The 20,879-nt window shown below is 27.1% G+C and carries 28 protein-coding genes, 1 tRNA gene and 1 other annotated feature; of the genes, 3 read left to right on the forward strand and 26 right to left on the reverse strand.

The features are described from left to right. Positions 1 to 25 precede the first annotated feature (25 nt). Together rpoZ and gmk are read right to left on the reverse strand one after the other, a co-directional pair. A complete protein-coding gene (gene rpoZ, locus GSH19_RS02835) occupies positions 26 to 223 on the reverse strand; it encodes a DNA-directed RNA polymerase subunit omega (RefSeq protein WP_237026404.1) in 198 nt (65 codons plus the stop codon). Further along, positions 223 to 840: a guanylate kinase gene (gene gmk / locus GSH19_RS02840; protein ID WP_237026405.1), complete on the reverse strand. Its 618-nt coding sequence runs from the start codon at positions 838 to 840 to the stop codon at positions 223 to 225. Before gmk ends, rpoZ begins: the two co-directional genes overlap by 1 nt. A 156-nt stretch (positions 841 to 996) precedes the next feature. Here gmk and GSH19_RS02845 point away from each other — a divergent pair, with 156 nt between their 5' ends. Next, positions 997 to 1,305: a hypothetical protein gene (locus GSH19_RS02845; protein WP_237026406.1), complete on the forward strand. Its 309-nt coding sequence runs from the start codon at positions 997 to 999 to the stop codon at positions 1,303 to 1,305. On the opposite strand, the gene recN is transcribed toward GSH19_RS02845, so the two are convergent. The 15 genes from recN to miaA all read right to left on the reverse strand — a co-directional run bounded on the left by recN (position 1,306) and on the right by miaA (position 11,464). Then, complete coding sequence (gene recN, locus GSH19_RS02850; RefSeq protein WP_237026407.1) at positions 1,306 to 3,009, reverse strand: DNA repair protein RecN; 1,704 nt, start codon at positions 3,007 to 3,009, stop codon at positions 1,306 to 1,308. Positions 3,010 to 3,033: 24 nt separating this feature from the next. Then, on the reverse strand, positions 3,034 to 3,846 hold the full coding sequence (locus GSH19_RS02855) for a TlyA family RNA methyltransferase (RefSeq protein WP_237026662.1): 813 nt from the start codon (positions 3,844 to 3,846) through the stop codon (positions 3,034 to 3,036). Between the two features lie 4 nt (positions 3,847 to 3,850). Then, positions 3,851 to 4,741, reverse strand: coding sequence for a polyprenyl synthetase family protein (locus GSH19_RS02860; protein WP_237026408.1), 891 nt, complete (start codon positions 4,739 to 4,741; stop codon positions 3,851 to 3,853). Further along, complete coding sequence (locus GSH19_RS02865) at positions 4,728 to 4,967, reverse strand: exodeoxyribonuclease VII small subunit (protein ID WP_237026409.1); 240 nt, start codon at positions 4,965 to 4,967, stop codon at positions 4,728 to 4,730. The genes GSH19_RS02860 and GSH19_RS02865 overlap by 14 nt, the downstream gene beginning before the upstream one ends. Further along, entirely contained in the window at positions 4,967 to 6,319 is a 1,353-nt protein-coding gene (gene xseA / locus GSH19_RS02870; RefSeq protein ID WP_255700238.1) for an exodeoxyribonuclease VII large subunit, read from the reverse strand. Before xseA ends, GSH19_RS02865 begins: the two co-directional genes overlap by 1 nt. After that, entirely contained in the window at positions 6,303 to 7,172 is an 870-nt protein-coding gene (locus tag GSH19_RS02875) for a bifunctional 5,10-methylenetetrahydrofolate dehydrogenase/5,10-methenyltetrahydrofolate cyclohydrolase (RefSeq protein WP_237026411.1), read from the reverse strand. Before GSH19_RS02875 ends, xseA begins: the two co-directional genes overlap by 17 nt. 91 nt (positions 7,173 to 7,263) lie before the next feature. Continuing rightward, entirely contained in the window at positions 7,264 to 7,653 is a 390-nt protein-coding gene (gene nusB, locus GSH19_RS02880; protein WP_237026412.1) for a transcription antitermination factor NusB, read from the reverse strand. Further along, on the reverse strand, positions 7,650 to 8,075 hold the full coding sequence (locus GSH19_RS02885; RefSeq protein ID WP_237026413.1) for an Asp23/Gls24 family envelope stress response protein: 426 nt from the start codon (positions 8,073 to 8,075) through the stop codon (positions 7,650 to 7,652). The genes nusB and GSH19_RS02885 overlap by 4 nt, the downstream gene beginning before the upstream one ends. 26 nt (positions 8,076 to 8,101) lie before the next feature. Continuing rightward, positions 8,102 to 8,662, reverse strand: a complete 561-nt coding sequence (gene efp, locus GSH19_RS02890) for an elongation factor P (protein WP_237026414.1) — start codon at positions 8,660 to 8,662, stop codon at positions 8,102 to 8,104. Between the two features lie 110 nt (positions 8,663 to 8,772). Continuing rightward, positions 8,773 to 9,069, reverse strand: a complete 297-nt coding sequence (rpmA, locus tag GSH19_RS02895) for a 50S ribosomal protein L27 (protein WP_237026415.1) — start codon at positions 9,067 to 9,069, stop codon at positions 8,773 to 8,775. 16 nt (positions 9,070 to 9,085) lie between these two features. Continuing rightward, on the reverse strand, positions 9,086 to 9,409 hold the full coding sequence (locus GSH19_RS02900) for a ribosomal-processing cysteine protease Prp (protein ID WP_237026416.1): 324 nt from the start codon (positions 9,407 to 9,409) through the stop codon (positions 9,086 to 9,088). Positions 9,410 to 9,411: 2 nt separating this feature from the next. Beyond that, entirely contained in the window at positions 9,412 to 9,720 is a 309-nt protein-coding gene (gene rplU / locus GSH19_RS02905) for a 50S ribosomal protein L21 (RefSeq protein WP_237026417.1), read from the reverse strand. A 17-nt stretch (positions 9,721 to 9,737) separates the two neighbouring features. Next, positions 9,738 to 9,817, reverse strand: a sequence feature (ribosomal protein L21 leader region). A 93-nt stretch (positions 9,818 to 9,910) separates the two neighbouring features. Further along, positions 9,911 to 9,984: transfer RNA gene (locus GSH19_RS02910), tRNA-Arg, on the reverse strand. Positions 9,985 to 10,052: 68 nt separating this feature from the next. After that, positions 10,053 to 10,562 (reverse strand): hypothetical protein, encoded by a 510-nt coding sequence (locus tag GSH19_RS02915; RefSeq protein WP_237026418.1) that lies wholly within the window; start codon positions 10,560 to 10,562, stop codon positions 10,053 to 10,055. Beyond that, complete coding sequence (gene miaA, locus GSH19_RS02920) at positions 10,547 to 11,464, reverse strand: tRNA (adenosine(37)-N6)-dimethylallyltransferase MiaA (RefSeq protein ID WP_237026419.1); 918 nt, start codon at positions 11,462 to 11,464, stop codon at positions 10,547 to 10,549. Before miaA ends, GSH19_RS02915 begins: the two co-directional genes overlap by 16 nt. A 99-nt stretch (positions 11,465 to 11,563) precedes the next feature. On the opposite strand from miaA, the gene GSH19_RS02925 reads away from it, so the two are divergent. Then, positions 11,564 to 11,740: a DUF3042 family protein gene (locus GSH19_RS02925; RefSeq protein WP_237026420.1), complete on the forward strand. Its 177-nt coding sequence runs from the start codon at positions 11,564 to 11,566 to the stop codon at positions 11,738 to 11,740. Between the two features lie 24 nt (positions 11,741 to 11,764). Here GSH19_RS02925 and GSH19_RS02930 read toward each other — a convergent pair whose 3' ends face one another. From GSH19_RS02930 to GSH19_RS02960, 7 genes are all read right to left on the reverse strand, one after another. Then, positions 11,765 to 12,157: a rhodanese-like domain-containing protein gene (locus GSH19_RS02930; RefSeq protein ID WP_237026421.1), complete on the reverse strand. Its 393-nt coding sequence runs from the start codon at positions 12,155 to 12,157 to the stop codon at positions 11,765 to 11,767. Positions 12,158 to 12,181: 24 nt separating this feature from the next. Beyond that, positions 12,182 to 13,144 (reverse strand): ROK family glucokinase, encoded by a 963-nt coding sequence (locus GSH19_RS02935; RefSeq protein WP_255700239.1) that lies wholly within the window; start codon positions 13,142 to 13,144, stop codon positions 12,182 to 12,184. Between the two features lie 21 nt (positions 13,145 to 13,165). Continuing rightward, positions 13,166 to 13,366, reverse strand: a complete 201-nt coding sequence (locus GSH19_RS02940) for a YqgQ family protein (protein ID WP_237026422.1) — start codon at positions 13,364 to 13,366, stop codon at positions 13,166 to 13,168. A gap of 24 nt (positions 13,367 to 13,390) precedes the next feature. After that, positions 13,391 to 14,002, reverse strand: coding sequence for a rhomboid family intramembrane serine protease (locus GSH19_RS02945; protein ID WP_237026423.1), 612 nt, complete (start codon positions 14,000 to 14,002; stop codon positions 13,391 to 13,393). Positions 14,003 to 14,048: 46 nt separating this feature from the next. Continuing rightward, positions 14,049 to 14,600 carry a 5-formyltetrahydrofolate cyclo-ligase gene (locus GSH19_RS02950; RefSeq protein WP_237026424.1) on the reverse strand — a complete coding sequence of 184 codons (552 nt, stop codon included), beginning with the start codon at positions 14,598 to 14,600 and terminating at the stop codon, positions 14,049 to 14,051. Positions 14,601 to 14,650: 50 nt separating this feature from the next. Beyond that, positions 14,651 to 14,800 carry a 50S ribosomal protein L33 gene (gene rpmG / locus GSH19_RS02955; RefSeq protein WP_237026425.1) on the reverse strand — a complete coding sequence of 50 codons (150 nt, stop codon included), beginning with the start codon at positions 14,798 to 14,800 and terminating at the stop codon, positions 14,651 to 14,653. Positions 14,801 to 14,893: 93 nt separating this feature from the next. Then, positions 14,894 to 16,969, reverse strand: a complete 2,076-nt coding sequence (locus GSH19_RS02960) for a penicillin-binding protein 2 (RefSeq protein WP_255700240.1) — start codon at positions 16,967 to 16,969, stop codon at positions 14,894 to 14,896. Between the two features lie 129 nt (positions 16,970 to 17,098). Between GSH19_RS02960 and GSH19_RS02965 the strand changes: the two genes are divergently transcribed. Beyond that, positions 17,099 to 19,687 carry a YfhO family protein gene (locus GSH19_RS02965; RefSeq protein ID WP_237026426.1) on the forward strand — a complete coding sequence of 863 codons (2,589 nt, stop codon included), beginning with the start codon at positions 17,099 to 17,101 and terminating at the stop codon, positions 19,685 to 19,687. Between the two features lie 15 nt (positions 19,688 to 19,702). On the opposite strand, the gene greA is transcribed toward GSH19_RS02965, so the two are convergent. After that, the gene (greA, locus tag GSH19_RS02970; protein ID WP_237026427.1) at positions 19,703 to 20,179 is read right to left on the reverse strand and encodes a transcription elongation factor GreA; all 477 of its coding nucleotides are present in this window, start codon (positions 20,177 to 20,179) and stop codon (positions 19,703 to 19,705) included. Between the two features lie 34 nt (positions 20,180 to 20,213). Then, positions 20,214 to 20,867, reverse strand: coding sequence for a uridine kinase (gene udk / locus GSH19_RS02975; protein ID WP_237026428.1), 654 nt, complete (start codon positions 20,865 to 20,867; stop codon positions 20,214 to 20,216). Positions 20,868 to 20,879: the final 12 nt, after the last annotated feature.

A 20,879-nucleotide genomic window follows, 5' to 3' on the forward strand; every position in this document is an offset into this window, starting at 1 on the left:
TTGTGTAATCACAAAGGCTTTTTAATTATTTATCATCAATTTTTACAACACCAGCAACAACTTCTTCAAGTGCTTGTCCAACAGATTTATTAGAATCATAACTAGATAATAATGGCTTGGCACCTTTATCTAATTCTTCTGCACGCTTACTTGCAAGCATTACTAATGAATATCTTGAGTCTACTTTTTCAAGTAGTTTATCAACAGATGGATAGATTAACATTAATTTTCATCTCCTAACATTGATAGGTAATCAGGCATTACTCGATTAACTTTTAGTCGTTCAGTTTTAACAATATTTTTAATTCTATCAACAGCATTCTCAACTTGATCATTTAAAACTGCATAGTCATAATTTCTCATCATTTTAATCTCATTAACAGCTTGTTCAATTCTCTTATTGATAATGTTCATATTATCAGTTCCACGACCAATCAATCTATTTTTTAAGGCAATTAAGTCAGGCGGCGTCAAGAAAACAAAAATTCCATCAGGACAATTTGCTCTTACTTGAATTGCACCATTTACTTCAATTTCTAAGAAAACATCATGACCAGAATCAAGCGTTTCATTTACATATTTTAAAGGAGTTCCATAATAATTGTCAACGTATTTAGCGTACTCTAGCATTTCACCATTTTTGATATTTTCTTCAAATTGTTCTTTTGAAACAAAGAAATAATCAACTCCATCAACTTCGCCTTCTCTAGGTTCTCTAGTAGTCATTGAAATAGAATACTTAAAATCAACATCATTTTGCTTAAATAATTCCTTTCGAACAGTTCCTTTTCCCACACCAGATGGACCAGAAAGTACGATTAACATTCCTCTTTTTGACATTTAATATGCTCCCTTATTACTATTTTAATACTATTATGAAGGGTTTTCATAAATTTATCAATATAAATATAAATAAAAATAGATAAGATTTGCAAAAATGAACATATGTTCATATAATATAAAAGTAAACATATGTTCGAGAAAGGATGTCATACCATGGAAAAAATTAATAACTTATTAAATTACAATAATTACACTGAAATCTTTAGGACTATCAAAGAATCATTATTATCAACTAAACAACTTCAAATGCCTGAAAATCAAATTGATTTATTTTTAAATACGTCAATAAAAAATCATTATTTAATCAATGTTCAATATTTTAACAAAATTAATAATAACTTTGATGTAATTAGTGGAACTGCTAAAAAAATTAATGAAAACAAATATTTATTTGTTAATTCAACAAATATTTCGACTATTCTTAATAAAAATCAAATTAGATATATAGAAAAAGTGGGATAATTATTTTATCCCACTTTTTTGTTGATCAGCTAAAACCAATAATTCTTTAGCATGGTCTAAAGTTAACTTAGTAACTGTATTTCCGGCTAACATTCTTGCTAACTCATTAATTCTTTGATCACTTTTTAATTTTTTAACTGATGTCTCAGTTCTCTTATTTGAATCAACATTTTTTTCAATAAAATATTGATTATCACTCATTGCTGCAACCTGTGGTAAATGAGTAATACATAATACCTGAGATTTTGATCCGATTGTATAAATCTTTTCTGCAATAGCTTGTGCAACTCGACCACTGACTCCTGTATCTACCTCATCAAAAATAATAGAAGTTAATCCTTGAACCCGAGTAAAAATTGTCTTCAATGCAAGCATAATTCTTGATAATTCACCACCAGAAGCTATTTTAGATAGTGGTTTCATATCTTCACCAGGATTAGTCCTAATATAAAATTCGACTGTTTCAATTCCATCTTCACCAAATTGATTTTTATCTAAATTTTGATAACGAACATCAAATTTTGTTTTATCCATGTATAAATCTGAAAGCTGAGTATGAATATCTTTAGTTAAAGTATTAGAAGCATCATGTCTAATTTTTTTCAACTTATCTCCAAGTGAATTTAATCTGTTAATTGATTCATTTAATTTATCTTCAATATTTTCACTATTTTGTTCATTAGTTTTCATTTGATTTAATTCATTACTAATTTCATTATAATAATCTAAAATATTACTAATTGAATCACCATATTTTCTTTTTAACTCATAAATCAAATTCAATCTTAATTCAATCTCATTTAAACGTTCTTGATCAAACTCTAAATTATCTAATTCCGATGAAATTTCACCTGATGCATCTTGTAATGAATAGTAAGCATTTCTAATACTTTCAGCGATATTTTTAAAAGAGTCATCAATTCTTTCGATTGATTCAATAGAAGACATTGCCTCACCAATCATTGTTAATGGACTCAACTCTTCATCACCATCAATACTTGCGAAGCCTTTTTTCAAATTGTCATTAATAATTTGAAAATTATTTAATCTATCTCGTTCAGAAATTAATTGTTCTTCTTCCTCAACCTTTAAATCAGCTTCTTGAATTTCATTAGTTTGAAATTCAAGCATATCAATTCTTTGAGCCCATTCTTTCTCATTATTATGTTTCTTATTAACTGCATTTTTTAATTTTTTATAATTTTTTAATTCATTATGATAACTTTCAAGAGTATCTTTAATTTTATTATGAGCATATTCATCAAGTAATTTAATATGTTTTTCTGGTTGCATTAAAGCTTGATGTTCATTTTGACCATAAATATCAACTAATGTCTCACCAACTCTTTTCAAAGAAGAAGTATTTACTAACATTCCATTAATACGACAAATATTTTTACCATTACGATAAATTTCTCTTTGAAGAATTAAACTATCATCTTCATAATCAATTCCTAAATCATCTAAAATTAATTTAGTAAATCTACTATTTGAAATTGAAAATAATCCCTGTAAAACAGCCTTACTTTCTCCTGTGCGAATATAATGCTGTGATCCACGTCCTCCAGCAAGAAGCCCTACTGCATCAATAATAATTGATTTACCTGCTCCAGTTTCACCAGTTAAAACTGTCATCCCTTTTGAAAAATTAACCTCTAACTGATCGATGATAGCAAAATTTTTAATAGAAATTTCTTCTAGCAAATTTCTTCCTCCTTTCAAATAAGTTTAATTATTTAAACTTTTATATGCTTTATCTAATACGTTTTCAATCGTAACTTTTGAATTATTATTAGGCTCATCAGATGATTTAAGATGAATCAAAAATTCAATGTTTCCATATCCACCCTTAATAGGCGAATAATCTAAATTTTCTATTGAAAATCCACTTTCTAATGAAAAATTAATTACTTTATCAATTACGTCATAATGAACTTGTCTATCATTTACAATTCCATGTTTACCAATTTTATCTTTTCCTGCTTCAAATTGAGGCTTAATTAAAGCAACAACACTTCCCTGATTTTTAATAATATTTTTTAGTGGCGGTAAAATTAATGATAACGAAATAAAAGAAACATCAATTGATGCAAATTCCGGTTGTCCTATTTCAAAATCAGATAATTTGCTATATCTAAAATTAGTATTTTCCATCACAGTTACTCTACTGTCATTTCTTAATTTCCAAACTAATTGATTAGTTCCAACATCTAAAGCATAACTATGTTTAGCACCATTTTGTAACATAACATCAGTAAATCCACCAGTTGATGATCCAATGTCCAAAACATTTAAATCTTTAACTGAAATATCAAAATTTTTTAAAGCTCGTTCTAACTTTAATCCACCTCGACTTACATATGGCATTTTAGTTCCTTTAAAATGAAGTTTAGTATCTTTACTAATCTTAACTCCTGGTTTATCCAGTCTTTCTTCATTATCACCTAGAATTTGGCCTGCCATTACTGCTCTTTTAGCTTGTTCTCTAGTATCAAATAGACCATTATTTACTAATAATACATCTAATCGTTCTTTTTCCATTCTTTTACCTACCATTCAAATCAAAATAACTATAAAAAGATTTCAATAAATCTGTATCGATGTCTAATTCATTTAAACTATCCAGTCCATCTTTAATAGTATTATCTAATAATTCATAAGATTTTTTTATTCCATATAAATTAACATAAGTATTTTTATCAGCATCGTCATTAACAGGTTTCCCCAAATCTTTTTCATTTGAAACAACATCTAATATATCATCATAGATTTGAAATGCTAAACCAAAACTATCAGCAAATTTCATCATAAACTTGATTTCATTATCAGAGGCTTCACTAATAATCAAACCCGCCATAACGGAATATCTAATTAATTCTCCAGTTTTTAATGAATGTAGTTTAATTAGTTCTTGTTTAGTTAATTTTTTACCAGAATTATTAACGTCAATTGACTGACCTGCAACCATTCCATTTGATCCAGAAGATTTAGATAATTGTTTAATTAATTTTACAATTTTTTCATTTCCAATATTACTTTCAGAAACCCATTCAAATGCTAAAGTTAATAATCCATCTCCTGCAAGAATTGCTGTTGCTTCATCAAACTCTTTGTGATTAGTAGGTTTTCCCCTTCTTAAATCATCATTATCCATTGCTGGTAAATCATCATGAATTAATGAATAAGTATGGATGAGTTCAATAGCACTAGCTAATTTAATCATTTCATTTGTTAAATTCACATTATATGTTTTTAGAATTGCTAAAGTTAATAGTGGTCTTAATCTTTTACCACCAGCATTAACTGAATAACTCATTGAATTTGATAATCTATCATCAGATACATAATTAGGAAGTTCTAATTTTAAAACATTATTAATTTGTGGAACCAAGTCTTTTTCTAACTGATTTAATAATTCTCTATTAATTTGATCCATTTTCATCTTCATCTCTACTAAATTTTACTTCTTCGCCAGATTCAGTCATTGTTTTAGTTAAAGTTTTTTCAGCATTGTTCAAAATATCTTGTAATTCAGTACTTAAATTTATTCCCTTTTTATATTGTTCCAATGCTTCTTCTAATGGAACATCACCTTTTTCTAACTGATTAACAATTTCTTCCAAATTACTCATTTTACTTTCAAAAGTTTCATCTTTAGACATTACGAATCTCCTTTAGGGTTGATTTTTAAAATTTTAGCATCTACATCTCCATCTGAAAAATTCAATTTAATGTCATCCCCAGTATTAATTTTACTAATACCTTGAACAACTTTTCCATTTTTTGATGCATAAGTATAACCTCTAGACATAATTTTTAACGGACTTAAATACTCCAAAGAATTGATATTATTCAAGAACAATTCTTTTTTGCTAGAATATAATACTTTAATATTTCGATTCAGATTCTTTTTAGTATTATTTAATCGATTTTTTTGTTCTTCAATTAAATACTTAGGTGAATTTATTGCTAATTTATTTTCTAAAGTAACAAGATTATTTAATTTATTTTGTAAAAGTATTTTAATAATATTTTTCATTTTTTCATTATAAGTATCAATTTGTTGAATATATGATTCATATAATCTTTCTGGTTGAGTAAATATATAACTACTTTTAGTATTATCTAAACGCTTTTGATATTGATTTAAAATAACTTTTAATGAATTAGATAATCGATTTTTGTTTTTACTGATTTCTAATATTACATCATTAAGTACAGGAACCGCTAATTCAGCGGCTGCAGTTGGTGTTGCAGCTCGTACATCTGCTACTAAATCAGCAATTGTAGTATCTGTTTCATGACCAACTGAAGATATAATTGGAACCTTACTAGCATAAATAGATCTTGCTACAATTTCTTCATTGAATGGCCATAAATCTTCAATTGATCCACCACCACGACCAATAATTAGTGTATCAAAATCACCAATTTCATTAACTCGATTAATTTGTCTAGTTATATCTTCAGCTGCACTTTCACCTTGAACTTTAGCTGGAAATAAAACAATTTGAGCAATCGGATATCGTCTTCTAACTGTTGTAATAATATCTTTTATTACAGCACCACTTTCAGAAGTAACAACAGCTATTCGTTTAGGAAACTTAATCAAATTTTGCTTATTTGTATTAAATAGATTTTCTTGACTTAGTTTTTCTTTTAATTGCTCATATGCTTTATAAAGTTGACCAATTCCATCTGGTTCCATTTGTTCGATATAAAACTGGTAATTTCCAGTTTTTTCATAAAGAGAAATTCTTCCTGTAACTAAGACCTTCATTCCTTCTTCTGGTACAAATTTAACTTTATTAAATTGGTTTCTAAACATAATTACATTTATTTTAGAATCATCATCTTTTAAACTAAAATATTGACTTGAATTTTGACGTAACCTAAAATTTGAAATTTCACCAGTCAAATAAACTTTTTTTAAATATGGATCCAAATCAAATTTAGATTTCAAATATTTAGTTAAAGTGGTAACACTTAAATATTCATTAGTCACTGATTTCATCATCCTTATACCATTTTGTTAGTTCAACAGTTTGTTGCATTAAAGTAGCAATAGTCATTGGACCAACTCCTCCAGGAACTGGTGTAATTAAACTAGCCTTAGTTTGAACATCTTCATAATTAACATCACCACATAATTTACCATTTTCATCTAAATTTTGACCTACATCAATCACGACTGCTTCATCTTTTAAATAAGTTTCATCAATCAAATTAGCTTTTCCAACTGCACTAATTAAAACATCAGCATCTTTTGTATATTCTTGCATATTCTTAGTATGACTATGTACGACTGTAACAGTAGCATTAGCATTAATTAATAATGAAAGCATCGGTTTTCCAACGATTGAACTTCGTCCAACAACAACAACTTTGGCACCATCTAAATCAATATTATAATAATCTAATAATGTCATAACACCTTTTGGAGTACATGCTACTGGATAATTAATATTTTTATTTAAAAATAAATTTCCAACATTTACGGGATGAAAACCATCAACATCTTTTTTAGGATTAATTGTATCAATTACTACATTTTCATCAATATGTTTAGGTAATGGTGATTGAACTAATATTCCATTAATAGAGTCATCTTGATTATATTGTTCAATAACTTTTAATAATTCCTCTTGAGAAGTACTTTCATCCATTAAATTAACGATTGATTTAATTCCTAGCTCTTCAGCCTTTTTATGCTTACTTCTAACATATCTTTGACTAGCTTGATCAGTTCCAACTAAAATAACTGCTAAACATGGATAAATTCCTTTATTATTTAACTCTATAACTTCATTTTTTGTTTCAGCATTTAATTTTTTTGCAACGCTTCTTCCATCAATAATATTTGCCATCAAAATCACCATTACCTTCCTTTTATATAATGCTTATTTTAGCATACTAATAATAAAGTATCGACAAAATAAAAAAGCCTATAAATAGGCTTTATAAAACGTTACCTAAAACACCATTAATAAAACTTTTAGACTTATCATCAGTATATTCTTTTGATAACTCAAGTGCCTCATTAACTGAAACTGCATTAGGAATTTCATCTTGAAATTTAATTTCATAAATTGCTAATCTTAAAATTGATAGATCAACTTTATTTAATCTAATAACTGACCATTTTTCAATCAGATTATCTTCAATGACTTTGTCGATAGAATCTTTATTATCAATAACACCATCAATTAATTCATTTAAATAGCTTGGAACTTCTTCATCACCAACAAATGAATTAATAAAATATTGTCTATCAATATCTTCATTATTTTCTCTTGCAAAAATAAATTTAAAAGCAATTTCTCTAATTTGATGTCTTGTTAAACTCAATCTTTATCACCATTATCAAATAATTTTTCGGTATCTACTTTTTCATTCTTTGGTGCAACCATACCTTGCACATGAACATTAACAGAACCAACCTTTAAGTCAGTCATAAATAGTAATTGTTGTCTAACTTGTTTTTGAATTTCTAAAGCAACATCTGGAACTGAAATTCCATAATCTAAAAATAAAAAAACATCAACATTTAATTTATTCTGATTAAATTCTAATTTGACACCTTTGCCTCGTTCTTTTTTTCCGAATAATTCATTTACACTATTAGTAAATGAGCCATGCATTCTATTTACACCTTTTACTTGCACAGACGCAATTCCAGCGATAATTTCAATCACTTGTGGAGAAATGTCAATTTGTCCATCATTTTGTTCTGCTTTTTTAAGAGTAATATAATTTAATTCTGCTGGCATACTTATCCTCCAATCTCAATCGCTAACTAAGCTCTAGAAATATATGAACCATCACTAGTATTAACAACTATTTTATCGCCTTCATTAACAAAAAACGGTACTTGAGTTGTTAACCCTGTGTCCATTGTAGCAGGTTTTGATCCACCAGATGCAGTATTTCCTTTGATACTTGGTTCAGTTTCTACTACTTGTAATTCAACAGTATTAGGAACTTCAACACCTAGAGTCTCACCATGGTATTGTACAACACTTACTTCCATATTTTCTTGTAAGTAATTTAAAGCATCAGAAACTTGGTCTCTTGGAATACTAATTTGATCATAAGTATCCATATCCATAAATACCAAACCATTACCATCATCATAAAGATATTGCATTTTCATTGTATCAATAAGTGCTTTTTCCATCTTAGCACCTGATCTAAATGTTTTTTCTTGAACAGCGCCTGTTCTTAAGTTTTTTAAAGTGGATCTTACAAAAGCTCCACCTTTTCCTGGTTTAACATGTTGGAAATTAATAATTTTCCAAATTGAATTGTCTACTTCAATAGTTAAACCTGTTTTAAAATCAGCAGTTGAAATTGCCATTATTATTATGCCTCCTAGAATAAATACTATTTATATAATAGCAAGTTATTACATATAAAAGCAAGATAAATCATTATAAAATAAAAAAAGAATCCTAAACAGGATTCTTTTTATTTTGCTACCTTTTCTGATTGTGGGTATACAGAAACTTGACGTTTACTACGACCTAAACGTTCAAAACGTACAACACCATCAGTTACAGCAAATAATGTATCATCATTACCACGCTTAACGTTATTACCTGGATAAATATGAGTACCACGTTGACGATAAATAATTGATCCACTAGTAACAGATGATCCATCTGCTGCTTTAGTACCAAGACGACGACCAGCAGAATCACGACCGTTAGATGAAGATCCTCCAGCTTTATGCTTTGAGAATAATTGTAAATTCATTTTTAACATTACATTACACCTCCATTTATTTTTTTATTTTTATATAATCATTATATTCTTTTTCAATTTCAGATATCCCTAATTTAAAACTATCAAGAATAGTTTTAACCTCAGGAATAGATGCATCAACTTTATTAAGCTCTACGGAAAGAAAACCACCTTGTTCATTATCATTAACTACTTTAGGAATAACTTTAGCAATTTCAGTTAGTGAATTAGTTGCATTAATTGCAAGTGCTGAAACACCAGCACAAACAATATCTTTACCGTACTCTCCAGAGTTTGCATGACCTTTTAAAGTATAACCTAATATATTATTATTATTATAATTAAACTTTATATAAATCATAATTAAGCGTTAATTTTGTCAATAACAACTTTAGTATAAGGTTGACGATGACCCTTTTTAGAACGTGAACCCTTCTTAGGTTTGTATCTAAAAATAGTAATCTTTTTACCCTTACCTTGTTTTTCAACAGTTCCTTCAACAGAAGCACCGTCTACTAATGGAGTTCCAACTTTAGTTGAATCTCCACCAACAAAAACAACATTATCAAATGTTACTTTATCACTTTCAGCAGCATCTAATTTTTCAACGTAAATTGCTTCACCTTGAACAACTTTATATTGTTTTCCACCAGTTTCAATAATTGCGTACATTATGCGCACCTCCTTATTTATATGCTTAGACTCGCCAAACTTAAGCGCCTTTAGATTAAAGAACTTAAATACTTAGAATGAGCGGTTGTAGCTGTGGAGACCACAAATACAACAGTAAAATTATAACCAATAATTCTACACAAGTCAAATTATAAAAAAAGATTAGCAAAAATTTGCTAATCTTTTTTTATGTCGCAGAGGCGATTCGAACGCCTGACCTACGGTTTAGAAGACCGTTGCTCTATCCAGCTGAGCTACTGCGACATAACTAAGCAACAAATATAATTATATGGTATGAAAGATAATAAGTCAACAGTATTTCAAATAAAAATTTATTTTTTTTCAAATTTGTCTAAATAGTTATCAACTAACGAATCTATCTCTTTTAAATTAATTCCAAAATCAGAAACTATTACTTTTAAGAACATTTTCCAGGCATGAAAAAAATGGTTCTCATTTTTTTCATAATAACTCTTTAACAACATATTTTTTATTCCTAAATTAAATTTATAATTTTTATTTCCTAATTTTATAGAACTTAATTTATATATCTTATCCATATCAAAATTTAGTCCCTTTGACCAGTTTTGTCGACTTGCTACTAGTATGAAATCAATAAATATTTTTACACAATTATCTTCTAAATTATAACTTTTATTTTTTTTTCGATTTACATCAATACAAAAATTATTGATTGATAAAATTGATAAATCATTATCTAAAATTAAATACAAATTTTCTAAACTAGACTTAACATTATTTATTTGCTCTTCTTTAATATTCTGGTTAACTACCTTAACACCTATTTCATCTAAATTAATAATAATTATTCCTCCATCCATTTTTCGATATCTAAAAAGATATCATTTTTTTTACTATCATCTTTAACTATATCAAACCAGTCTGCATTCATTTTATTTCTAAACCAAGTTAATTGTCTTTTAGCATAATGCCTTGAATTTTGTTTCACTAAATTAATTGACTCTTCCAATGATTGATTTCCTTTGAAGTATTCATTAAATTCTTTATATCCAATTCCCTTACCAGATTGATAGTCATATCCTCTATGATCATATAACCATTTAGCTTCCTTTAATAACCCTTCATTAATCATTTTATCAACTCTTGTATTAATTCTTTCGTATAAAATATTTCTGTCTGTATTCAAAATAATATTTTTTTCGTCCATACTGTTATCATTTTTATCATTTTGATTAGAAAATAATTCTCCCGTATTTTCAAAAACCTCAATTGCTCTTTTAACTCTTCTCGTATTATTTTCTGGTATATTGATTGCTGCCTTAGGATCTATTTTAAATAAATAATTCCATAATTTATGTTTACCATTTTTTTCTAAATAATCTTCGATTTTATCCCTTTTATCTTGATTAAAACTATCATTACCTAATTGATAATTATTCAATAAAGATGATAAATAAAATCCAGTACCACCAACAATTATTGGTAATTTTCCTCTTTTATTTATTTCTTTAATCAATTTTTTTGCAACTTCAATAAAATCTGAAACAGAAAATCTTTCATTAAAGTTTCTAACATCAATCAAATGATGGGGGATATTTTCCATTTCATTTTCTTGGATTTTTGCGGTCCCAATATTAAGGTTTCGATAAACCTGCATTGAATCACCTGAAATTATTTCACCATTAAATTTTTTTGCTATTTCAATTGATAATTTTGTTTTGCCAACTGCAGTTGGACCTGCAATAACTAATAATTTATCCAAAACTCAAACTCCTACTTATTCATAAATGTGTTTACTGGATATATTATCTCAAATATCGCATAATAGACAAGTGAAAATATTATTTATGGAGGTTTTAATATGAATAAATTTAGCAAAGGATTAATTTCAGGAGTTGCACTTACTTTAGGAACAGTAGCAGGTGCCGTATTTTCTTTTAAAAAGGCTGTAATTGATCCAAAAGATGAAGAAGAAGCAAAAATTGAAGAAAATAGAAAAAAAGCAGTTAGAAAAAGTAGATCAGCACACAATGGTTAAAAAAAACTATGTACATAGTTTTTTTTAACTTTTTTTAATTTTTCCATCCCACTTTTGATATCCATTATTTAGAATTGAAATATCTGTAAAACCTTGCTTATTTAAAAATTTAGCAGCACGTAAACTTAAAGTTTTATTTTGATCATATAAATAAACAGGTAAATCAGGTCTGAGTTCTGTATAGAATGTCTTAAAAGTTGAATAAGCAATATTTCTTGCACCTAAAATATGTCCGGTGTTAAAAGGACTTTTTTCACGAACATCTATTACTTGTGCCCTTCTCATTCCTTTTTTGAATTCTTCATCACTCAAAAAATTAATATATTTTTTGGCTCTATAAATATTAATATATCTATAAATTACAAATATGAATACTAAAACTAATAACGTTATTAATGAGAAAATTAAGTTAGACATTATAAATTCTCCTTAAAAATAAAATTATTTGAATTGTAAAGCAAGTGAAGCAGCGCCAAGCATACCAGCATCATTACCTAATTGTGCTAACTTAACTTTAGTACTATCTCTTACTGCTGGGAATGCATTTTGTTGGAAATATCTTGTTGTTGGTTGTAACAAGGTATTTCCTGCCGCTGAAACACCTCCACCAATAACAATACTTCCTGGGTTTAATACGTTACCAATATTAGATAAAGCTAATCCTAAGTAATAACATACTCGATCTACAACTTTATTTGCTAAAATATCACCATTATCAGCTAAATAAAATACCATTTTTGAAGTAACTTTTTCTTCATTTTTAAATAAATCTTTTAATTGTGATTCTCCGTTAAATTCTTTAGAAAAATCCTCAGCTAATTGAACTACTCCTGTAGCTGAAGCATATCTTTCAAGACAACCTCTTTTACCACAAGTACATAAGTATCCATTTGGTTCTACAGTAATATGTCCAATTTCACCAGCTGCACCATTAATACCATGTAACAACTTACCGTTAGCGACAACTCCACCACCAACACCAGTTCCTAAAGTAACTAATACAACATCTTCTTCTTTACTTCCAGCACCTTTCCAAAATTCACCAAGTGCTGCAACATTAGCATCATTATCAATTTGGAATGGTAGTCCAATTCCTTTTTGAATTTGTTCTCTAATTGGTTGTTCAGTTTTCCAATTCAAGTTAAAAGCTTCAGATACACTTCCACGTTCACGGTTAACTGATCCTGGAGTTCCCATACCAATCCCTGCAAAATCATCAATAGTATAGTCTGATTCTTCAATATGTTGATTAATTGATTCAACCATATTATCAACTATATGACTTCCATCTTCACTGATATCAGTTAAAATTCTCCATTTATCTAAAACTTCACCATTTTGATCAAGGAATGCCATTTTTGTAGTTGTTCCACCTAAATCAATTCCTATTAAATTTTTTGCCATGATAAAGACCTCCAAATTTTATTATTCATTTTTTTCTTCGATTCTATGTTCGTGATTCAATACTAATTTTGCATTTAAAAAATCATTTTTGCTAATAACTTTAGCTTTATAAAGATGGTCTATTTCCATTGCCATAACTTCAATATCCCAAAGTCGTTTGCCTACATAAACATATATACCAAACTTTTTTAATAATTGTTGAACATCATATAAATTTTGCATTAATTACACACCTTATAATGACAATTAAAAAGTCAAAAAACTAACTTTTAATAATATTATTATAACAGCAATTAATACAAAAGTAGAGATAAGCCGCTTGATTCTTATTTTTTTATTTATTTCTTTTAATCCAACAACATAACTAATTAAAAATCCAGCTATAATTCCACCTATATGCCCCCATAAATCAATACCAGGGATAAATAAATCATAAATAAAATTAAAAGCTAAAAAGTAAAAAAAACTTTTTGCAGTATTTCTAATATATGTGTTCTCTTTATAGGATTCATATACCATAAAAAAAGATCCAAATAATCCAAAAATTGAAGTACTAGCTCCAGCACTAAGTCCACTTGTAAAAGATAGACTAGTTAAATTACCTAAAATTCCTGAAATTATAAAAATCAATAAATACTTAAAATGACCAAATTCTCTTTCAATAATAATGCCAATAAAATATATAGTAACTAAATTTAAAATTAAATGGGTAATCCCAATATGAATAAATATTGGAGTAATTAACCTCCACCATTCACCGTTCATGATAGCTGGTGGATATAATGCTCCAAATTTAACTAACGTCTGCGGATTCTCGCTTCCACCATTTAAAGACATTAGTAAATATACAAATAACATTATAACAATTAATGTGTAGGTAATGAAAGGGCTATCATAAATTTTTTTAGTTATTTTCAATAATTGAATCCTTTAAAATTAATTCATCAACTTTAATATCAAAACTATCAATATTCCATTCAATATTATCAATTAACTGAAATTGTCTAACTAATGAAATAGTTTTTCCTTTAAAATCAGAAAGATATTTATCATAAAAACCGCCACCGTAGCCAATTCGATAATTATCAGAATTAAAAACTAATCCTGGAACTAATAATAAATCAATATTATCTTTAAAAATTAATTGAGCATCTACTGGCTCTAAAACACCAAATTTAGTTTTTTCAAGAATAGTATTATTATTAAATTCATAAAATTCCATTTCACGATTAGAAAAAGTTTTTGGAATAACAACTTTTTTATTATGATCTAAAGAAAATTGAATTAATTTTGATGTATCTAGTTCATCCCCCATGCTAATACTTATTCCGACTGTATTAGCATTTTTAAATTTTTCACTATTAATAAATTTTTTAATTAATATATTATCTTCATCTAAATTAATTTTTGATAACATAGTATTCTGAACACAATTTCTAATTTCTTTTTTATTCATAAATTAATATTTCAACATACAAAAAAGATTTTGGGTAAATACCCAAAATCTTATTTTGTTTCGCGATGTAAAGTAACTGTTCTTTCACGAGGACAATATTTCTTTAATTCTAAGCGATCAGGATTGTTTTTACGACTCTTAGAAGATAAGTAATTACGTTCGTGACATTCAGTACATTCCATTGTAATATTAACGCGCATGTTGTTACCCTCCTTCATTAATCAAATTAAGTTTAATGAACAACTTCGACTTTACCATATTATCATTTTTTAAAACATTTTTCCACTATATTATTATTTATTATTTGGTTTTGCTTCAACATACTTCCAATAAGCAGAATATATTTGCTTAGCTAATGTCATATTATTACTTTCTGCATCTGTTGGTAAATTAGGTATTGCTAAAGCAATTGCAACTTTAGGATTTTTAGATGGTGCAAAAGATACAAGACTTAAAGTAACTGTTTGTTTACCATTATAAAAAGTTTGTGCTGTACCAGTTTTAGCAGAAACTTCAGGTTTTATACTTGATAGCATTCCACCTGTTTTATATCTATTACTACCATGAACAACTTGATACATACCTCTTTTTACAACATTTTTTTGTTCTTGTGTCATTGGAATTCTATTCAATAAAGTTGGAGTAGTTGTACTTTCAATTTTACCTAATTTACCTTTATTATTACTTGATCTAATATTTTGAACTAAATATGGTTTCATTCTATTACCATTATTAGCAATTGTAGAAATATATTGAGCAATTTGTAAGGTTGTATATGAATCATAGTTACCGAATGATAAATCAAGTGCATTTCCTAAATTACTTGCTGTACCAACACCGGTAATACCGGTTGTTTCACCAGGTAAATCTATTCCTGTTTTAACACCCAATCCAAATTGATTAAAATATCCTCTTTCAATATTAAAAATATCCGGATTCATAGATCCAATAGATTGTGATGGGTAATTTAATTTAGCTTCTTTCATTGCTAATTGCATCATATATGAGTTAGAAGAAACTTCAAGTGCACCTTCAGCATTAACTGAAATATTAGCGTTACCACTATGATTAAACCATGAAGACTTATTTAAACCAGCAGATTTAATTGGTCTATCTAATAAGGTACTATTATTTGGAGTAATAACATTATCCATTAAAGCACCTGAAACTGTAGCTCCTTTTACAACTGATCCCATTGTAATTGAACTATTCATTGTTCCTAATTCATCATTAATTAATTTTCCAGTTTCTGGATTTCGTTTAACTCCACCCATCCCAATAACTCCACCAGTTTTAGGATTCATGACAACAGCATAGGCACCGGTTGAATTACCAACTCCGCCCTTCATAGAATTCGTAACTAAGCTTTGCAATTTCTTTTGGAATTTAGAATTAATTGTTAATTGAAGATTATCACCTTTTTTACCAGCATACTTTTTAGTTTCTTTAACAAGATTATCAGTTCCACCAGTTTGAACTTCAGTTTGTGACTTAGTTCCCTTCAAAACAGATTCATATTGTCTTTCTAAGAAACTTTGACCAACAGAATCACTTCTTGAATATCCCTTTGTAATTAGCTCATTAATTCGATCACTTGGTAATCCAGCACGTTCAGAAGAAACTGTCCCTAAAATTGATTGAATTGATTTACCATAAGGATAATTTCTTGACCAGCTGGTTCCTACCTGTACACCTTTTATATCATTTAAATGTTCACCTACTTCTGCTATTTCCTTATTAGAAACATCAGAACTTTTAATATAAGTAGTTGATAATTGGTATGCTCCACTCATCTTTGCAAAAATAGTTGCTGCAGTTTTTGTCTTCTTAGAAAACTTAATAGATTTATTATTTTGAATATATTCAAGTGCTTTATTATACTTGTCATCAACACTATCATTTGCAGATACATTAGTTAATTTATTTTCAACTTTAGTCAAATTATTTGAATTAGTTAAATAATAATCAGCTAATTGTCTTCTAGTTAGAGTATCTAAATCCATACTAATATAATTACTTAATTCGTTAGCTGATTGATACATTTCTGATGGCATTGTATTAAGACTCTTAGTATAAGTTATTGCACGATTAGTTTGATTTCCAACTAAAACTTTTCCTGTAGAATCATAAATTAATCCTCTTTGAGCGTTACCATACTTAACAGTGTTATCACTTTGGTTAACAATTGCCTTATACTCATTACCTTTAAATATTTGCATGTCAGCCAACTTTAAAACTAAAACAGCAAGTAAAATACCAGAAATGATAAAAATTAAATTTAACCGATTTGTAATTACATTACTATTATTATGGGTATTTTTTTCACGTTTATTATTAGTTTTAAAAATATTTCTAAAAAAATTATTCAAAATGCTTCCCCTATCAAAAATATATTTTTAAATTATGTAAGATTTTAAAATGTGGTATTCTTATCTAGTTATTAAATATACAATAAAAAAAACATATTTTAAAGTAAATTGGAGGTACGAAGTCATATCTTGAAAAAATATTTAACACATTTAAACAAATATCAATATTTATGGAGCTTTGCAATTCCAACATTAATTGTATTATTTTATTTTATTGCTCGAAAAACAGCACCATTTGGAAATAGTACAATTTTAACGGTAGACTTAGGCCAGCAATATATTGATTTTTTTTCATACTTTAGAGAATCTATTTTACATAATCATTCTGGTCTAATTTATTCTTTTTCAAATGGATTAGGTGACTCAATGATTTCAACATTATCTTATTATTTATTAAGTCCTTTTAATTTAATTTTATTGATATTTTCAAAAAGTCAAATTGCATCAGCTACTTTTTTTATAATTATATTAAAATTTGGATTTTCTGGATTATCATTCAGCTATCTTTTAAGTAAAGCGAAAGTATTAAATGGAAACTTAAACATTGCATTTTCTGTTGCATATGCTTTAAACGGATGGATTATTGCCAATAATTTAAATATTATTTGGCTAGATGCTATGATTATGCTTCCTTTGATAGTTCTTGAAATAATAAATATTGTCGATAAAAAGAAATTCATTCTTTATATAATTTCATTCAGTATAATTACAATTATTAATTACTACATGGCATATATGATTGGAATCTTCTCTTTAATATTTATTATTTATTATTCTTTGTCAAAAAATAATCTAAATTTCAAATTATTTTTTCAATGGATTATTGCAACGCTTATAAGTGCTCTAATTTCTTTATTTGTAACTCTTCCAAATCTTATATCAATGATGAGTAGTAAAGCAAATTATCACAATTTAAATTGGAATTTTTCGTTTGACTATTCACCTATTAAATTTATTGCAAAATTAATTCCCGGATCGTTTAATTTTGACCAGATGCCAGGAGGAACTCCTAACATTTTTATCGGTCAAACAGTTTTAATTATCTTTTTAATTTATTTCTTTAATAAAAAAATAGATTTGAGAACAAAAATATTAAATTTGTCTGTTACATTGTTTTTAATTCTATCAATGATGTTTAAACCACTTGATTTAATCTGGCATGCATTTCAATATCCAATTTGGTATCCATATCGTTTCTCATATATTTTTTGCTTTTGGATTATTTTAACTGCTGCTTATAGTATTAAAAACATTTCAAATTTATCACTAACTATAACTAATAAAATATGGATAAGTATAATAACTATTATTCCGTACATTTATTTAAGTATTTATATTAAACAATTTAATTTTATTAGTTATCCAACTTTAATCGTATCGTTTTTATTTAATACAATTGTATTAATAATATTATTTACTGATTTATATAAGGGAAAAAATATTAGTATTTTAATACTATTTTTAATTACTTTTGAAATGGCGACTAATCTTGTCTTAAGTCTTAACAATATTACTTATTTAAATAATAATGAACTTACAAACAGCACCAATACAATTTCTAAATCAATCAAATCATCAAAATATTCAAATGATTTTTTTAGAACTAGTAAGAACTTCGAAAGAACGAAAAATGATGGATTAAATTCTAATTATAATGGTGCTTCTGTTTTTTCATCTCTACTTAAGGAAAACCAAAAATCATTTATGAAAAATATTGGAAACCCAAGTACAAGCACTTATATTGATTACACCAATGGAACTATTATTTCAGATGGTATTTTATCCATGAAATATTTAATTGATTATAATTCAGAAAAAGATGATGGAATTCGTTATTATCAATATCGTTATGATGAAAATAGTTATAAGTTCAAAAAAAATATATCAGATAAGGCTATCTACGAAAATAAATATGCACTACCAATTGCATTTAAAGGTAATTCTAAAATATTAAGCAAAAATATTTATAAAGATCCTATTAAATATCAATCAGCGATTATTAATAACATGACCAACCATAATAATATAAATGATTTTTATAAATCACATAATTTTAATGGTGTGAAATTCAATAATATTAAATCTTCTAATAAAATTACTGGAAACATTTTCAAAAAAGAAAATATTTTAAAGAATGGAACAATTGATTTATCATTTTCAATTCCCACTAACGATTCATATTATTTAACTATGGGAAATGAAATAAATAAAAAAAATGTTAATATAATAATTAATAATAAACAATTACCACTTGAACCTGATTCAGATGGAACTAAAATATATAATATTGCAAGTAATCAAAAAGGCAACACAATTAATATTAGAATACATTTGAAAAAAAATAGTATTTGGTTACAAAATTTTACTCTATATAGTTTAAATAATAAATTAATTTTTGATAAATTAAATAAATTAAAATCTAATAAAATAAACTTAGAACAAGCTAATGAGACTAACTTTAATGGGAAAAATAATTTAAAACATAAATCTTTTATCACTACAACGATTCCATATGACAAGGGATGGAAAATTAAAGTCAATAATAAAAATACAAAAATATACAAATGGTCAAATAACTTTATTGCATTTAAATTACCTAAAGGAAAATCTGAAGTAAATATTAAGTATTCAACTCCTTTTGCTAAAATTTCACTAGTAATAAGCTTAAGTACAATAATATTATTATCTATAATTGCATATAAAAAAAGAAGGTATTAATTAATACCTTCTTTTTTAGTTTACAGAAATTATTTTAACTTTCATTACTCCAGCAGGAATTGGAATTTCAACTTCATCTCCTACATGATGACCAAGCAAATTACTTGCTATAGGTGAATCATTTGAAATTTTTTGATTCATAGGATCTGCTTCAGCAGCACCTACTATTTGAAATGATTCAGGTTCTTCATCAGGTAATTCTTTAAAAGTAACTTCTTTTCCAACTGTAACTTCGTCTTCATCTGTATCTTCATTGTCAACAACTTCAGCGAACTGAAGCATGTGTTCAACAGTAGTAATTCTACTTTCTAACATACTTTGTTCATTTTTTGCAGATTCATATTCAGAATTTTCTGATAAATCACCGTAACTTCTTGCGATTTTAATTCTTTCAATGATTTGAGGTCTTTGATTTATTTTTAAATCCTCAAGTTCATCTTCAAGTTTTTTCTTTCCAACAGCAGTCATTGGATACATTTTTTCGTCTGCCATTTTTTACACTCCATTCAAAGTTTTTTTAAGATAACTAATCTATATTAGTATTATTTTCATGATTTTTCAATATAGACTTTACTTTAGTTGAAAGTAAATCAATTGCAACTTGATTTCTTCCACCTTCAGGAACAATAATATCTGCATATCTTTTAGATGGTTCAATAAATTGATGATACATAGGTTTTACTGTTGCCAAGTATTGACTTATGATTGAATCTAAATCTCTTGCTCGTTCTTTAGTATCTCTTTGGATTCTTCGAATAATTCTAATGTCATCATCAGTATCAACAAAAACTTTAATATCCATTAAATTTCTTAATCGCTCATCATCCAAAATTAAAATACCTTCAAGTATAATAACATCTTTTGGTTCTTGTTCAATAACTTCATTACTTCTTGTTAAAATTTTGTAATCATAAACAGGTTGTTTAATCGATTTACGATGTAATAAATCATTTAGCTGTTCTACTAATAAGTCAGTATCAAAAGCCAATGGATGATCATAATTCACTTCACGTCTTTCTTCCATTGTTTTATGTGCCTGATCTTTATAATATGAATCTTGCTGTAAAATCATTATTGAAGTATTTGGTAGCCTATCTAGTATTGATCTACTTACGGTTGTTTTACCACTTCCTGAACCACCAGTTACACCAATAATAATTGGTTTTTTAACCTTTTCCATTACTTCCTCCGC

This window comes from Lactobacillus sp. S2-2 (assembly GCF_021698855.1).
Taxonomy (GTDB): Bacteria; Bacillota; Bacilli; order Lactobacillales; family Lactobacillaceae; genus Fructilactobacillus.

Excerpts from the sequence above, each read along its gene's own strand:
- rpoZ (WP_237026404.1), bottom strand. The coding sequence starts at position 223 with ATGTTAATCTATCCATCTGTTGATAAACTACTTGAAAAAGTAGACTCA.
- gmk (WP_237026405.1), bottom strand. The coding sequence starts at position 840 with ATGTCAAAAAGAGGAATGTTAATCGTACTTTCTGGTCCATCTGGTGTG.
- GSH19_RS02845 (WP_237026406.1), top strand. The coding sequence starts at position 997 with ATGGAAAAAATTAATAACTTATTAAATTACAATAATTACACTGAAATC.
- GSH19_RS02855 (WP_237026662.1), bottom strand. The coding sequence starts at position 3,846 with ATGGAAAAAGAACGATTAGATGTATTATTAGTAAATAATGGTCTATTT.
- GSH19_RS02860 (WP_237026408.1), bottom strand. The coding sequence starts at position 4,741 with ATGGATCAAATTAATAGAGAATTATTAAATCAGTTAGAAAAAGACTTG.
- GSH19_RS02865 (WP_237026409.1), bottom strand. The coding sequence starts at position 4,967 with ATGTCTAAAGATGAAACTTTTGAAAGTAAAATGAGTAATTTGGAAGAA.
- xseA (WP_255700238.1), bottom strand. The coding sequence starts at position 6,319 with ATGAAATCAGTGACTAATGAATATTTAAGTGTTACCACTTTAACTAAA.
- GSH19_RS02875 (WP_237026411.1), bottom strand. The coding sequence starts at position 7,172 with ATGGCAAATATTATTGATGGAAGAAGCGTTGCAAAAAAATTAAATGCT.
- GSH19_RS02885 (WP_237026413.1), bottom strand. The coding sequence starts at position 8,075 with ATGCCAGCAGAATTAAATTATATTACTCTTAAAAAAGCAGAACAAAAT.
- efp (WP_237026414.1), bottom strand. The coding sequence starts at position 8,662 with ATGGCAATTTCAACTGCTGATTTTAAAACAGGTTTAACTATTGAAGTA.
- rpmA (WP_237026415.1), bottom strand. The coding sequence starts at position 9,069 with ATGTTAAAAATGAATTTACAATTATTCTCAAAGCATAAAGCTGGAGGA.
- GSH19_RS02900 (WP_237026416.1), bottom strand. The coding sequence starts at position 9,409 with ATGATTTATATAAAGTTTAATTATAATAATAATAATATATTAGGTTAT.
- rplU (WP_237026417.1), bottom strand. The coding sequence starts at position 9,720 with ATGTACGCAATTATTGAAACTGGTGGAAAACAATATAAAGTTGTTCAA.
- GSH19_RS02915 (WP_237026418.1), bottom strand. The coding sequence starts at position 10,562 with ATGGATGGAGGAATAATTATTATTAATTTAGATGAAATAGGTGTTAAG.
- GSH19_RS02925 (WP_237026420.1), top strand. The coding sequence starts at position 11,564 with ATGAATAAATTTAGCAAAGGATTAATTTCAGGAGTTGCACTTACTTTA.
- GSH19_RS02930 (WP_237026421.1), bottom strand. The coding sequence starts at position 12,157 with ATGTCTAACTTAATTTTCTCATTAATAACGTTATTAGTTTTAGTATTC.
- GSH19_RS02935 (WP_255700239.1), bottom strand. The coding sequence starts at position 13,144 with ATGGCAAAAAATTTAATAGGAATTGATTTAGGTGGAACAACTACAAAA.
- GSH19_RS02940 (WP_237026422.1), bottom strand. The coding sequence starts at position 13,366 with ATGCAAAATTTATATGATGTTCAACAATTATTAAAAAAGTTTGGTATA.
- GSH19_RS02945 (WP_237026423.1), bottom strand. The coding sequence starts at position 14,002 with ATGTTATTTGTATATTTACTAATGTCTTTAAATGGTGGAAGCGAGAAT.
- GSH19_RS02950 (WP_237026424.1), bottom strand. The coding sequence starts at position 14,600 with ATGAATAAAAAAGAAATTAGAAATTGTGTTCAGAATACTATGTTATCA.
- rpmG (WP_237026425.1), bottom strand. The coding sequence starts at position 14,800 with ATGCGCGTTAATATTACAATGGAATGTACTGAATGTCACGAACGTAAT.
- greA (WP_237026427.1), bottom strand. The coding sequence starts at position 20,179 with ATGGCAGACGAAAAAATGTATCCAATGACTGCTGTTGGAAAGAAAAAA.
- udk (WP_237026428.1), bottom strand. The coding sequence starts at position 20,867 with ATGGAAAAGGTTAAAAAACCAATTATTATTGGTGTAACTGGTGGTTCA.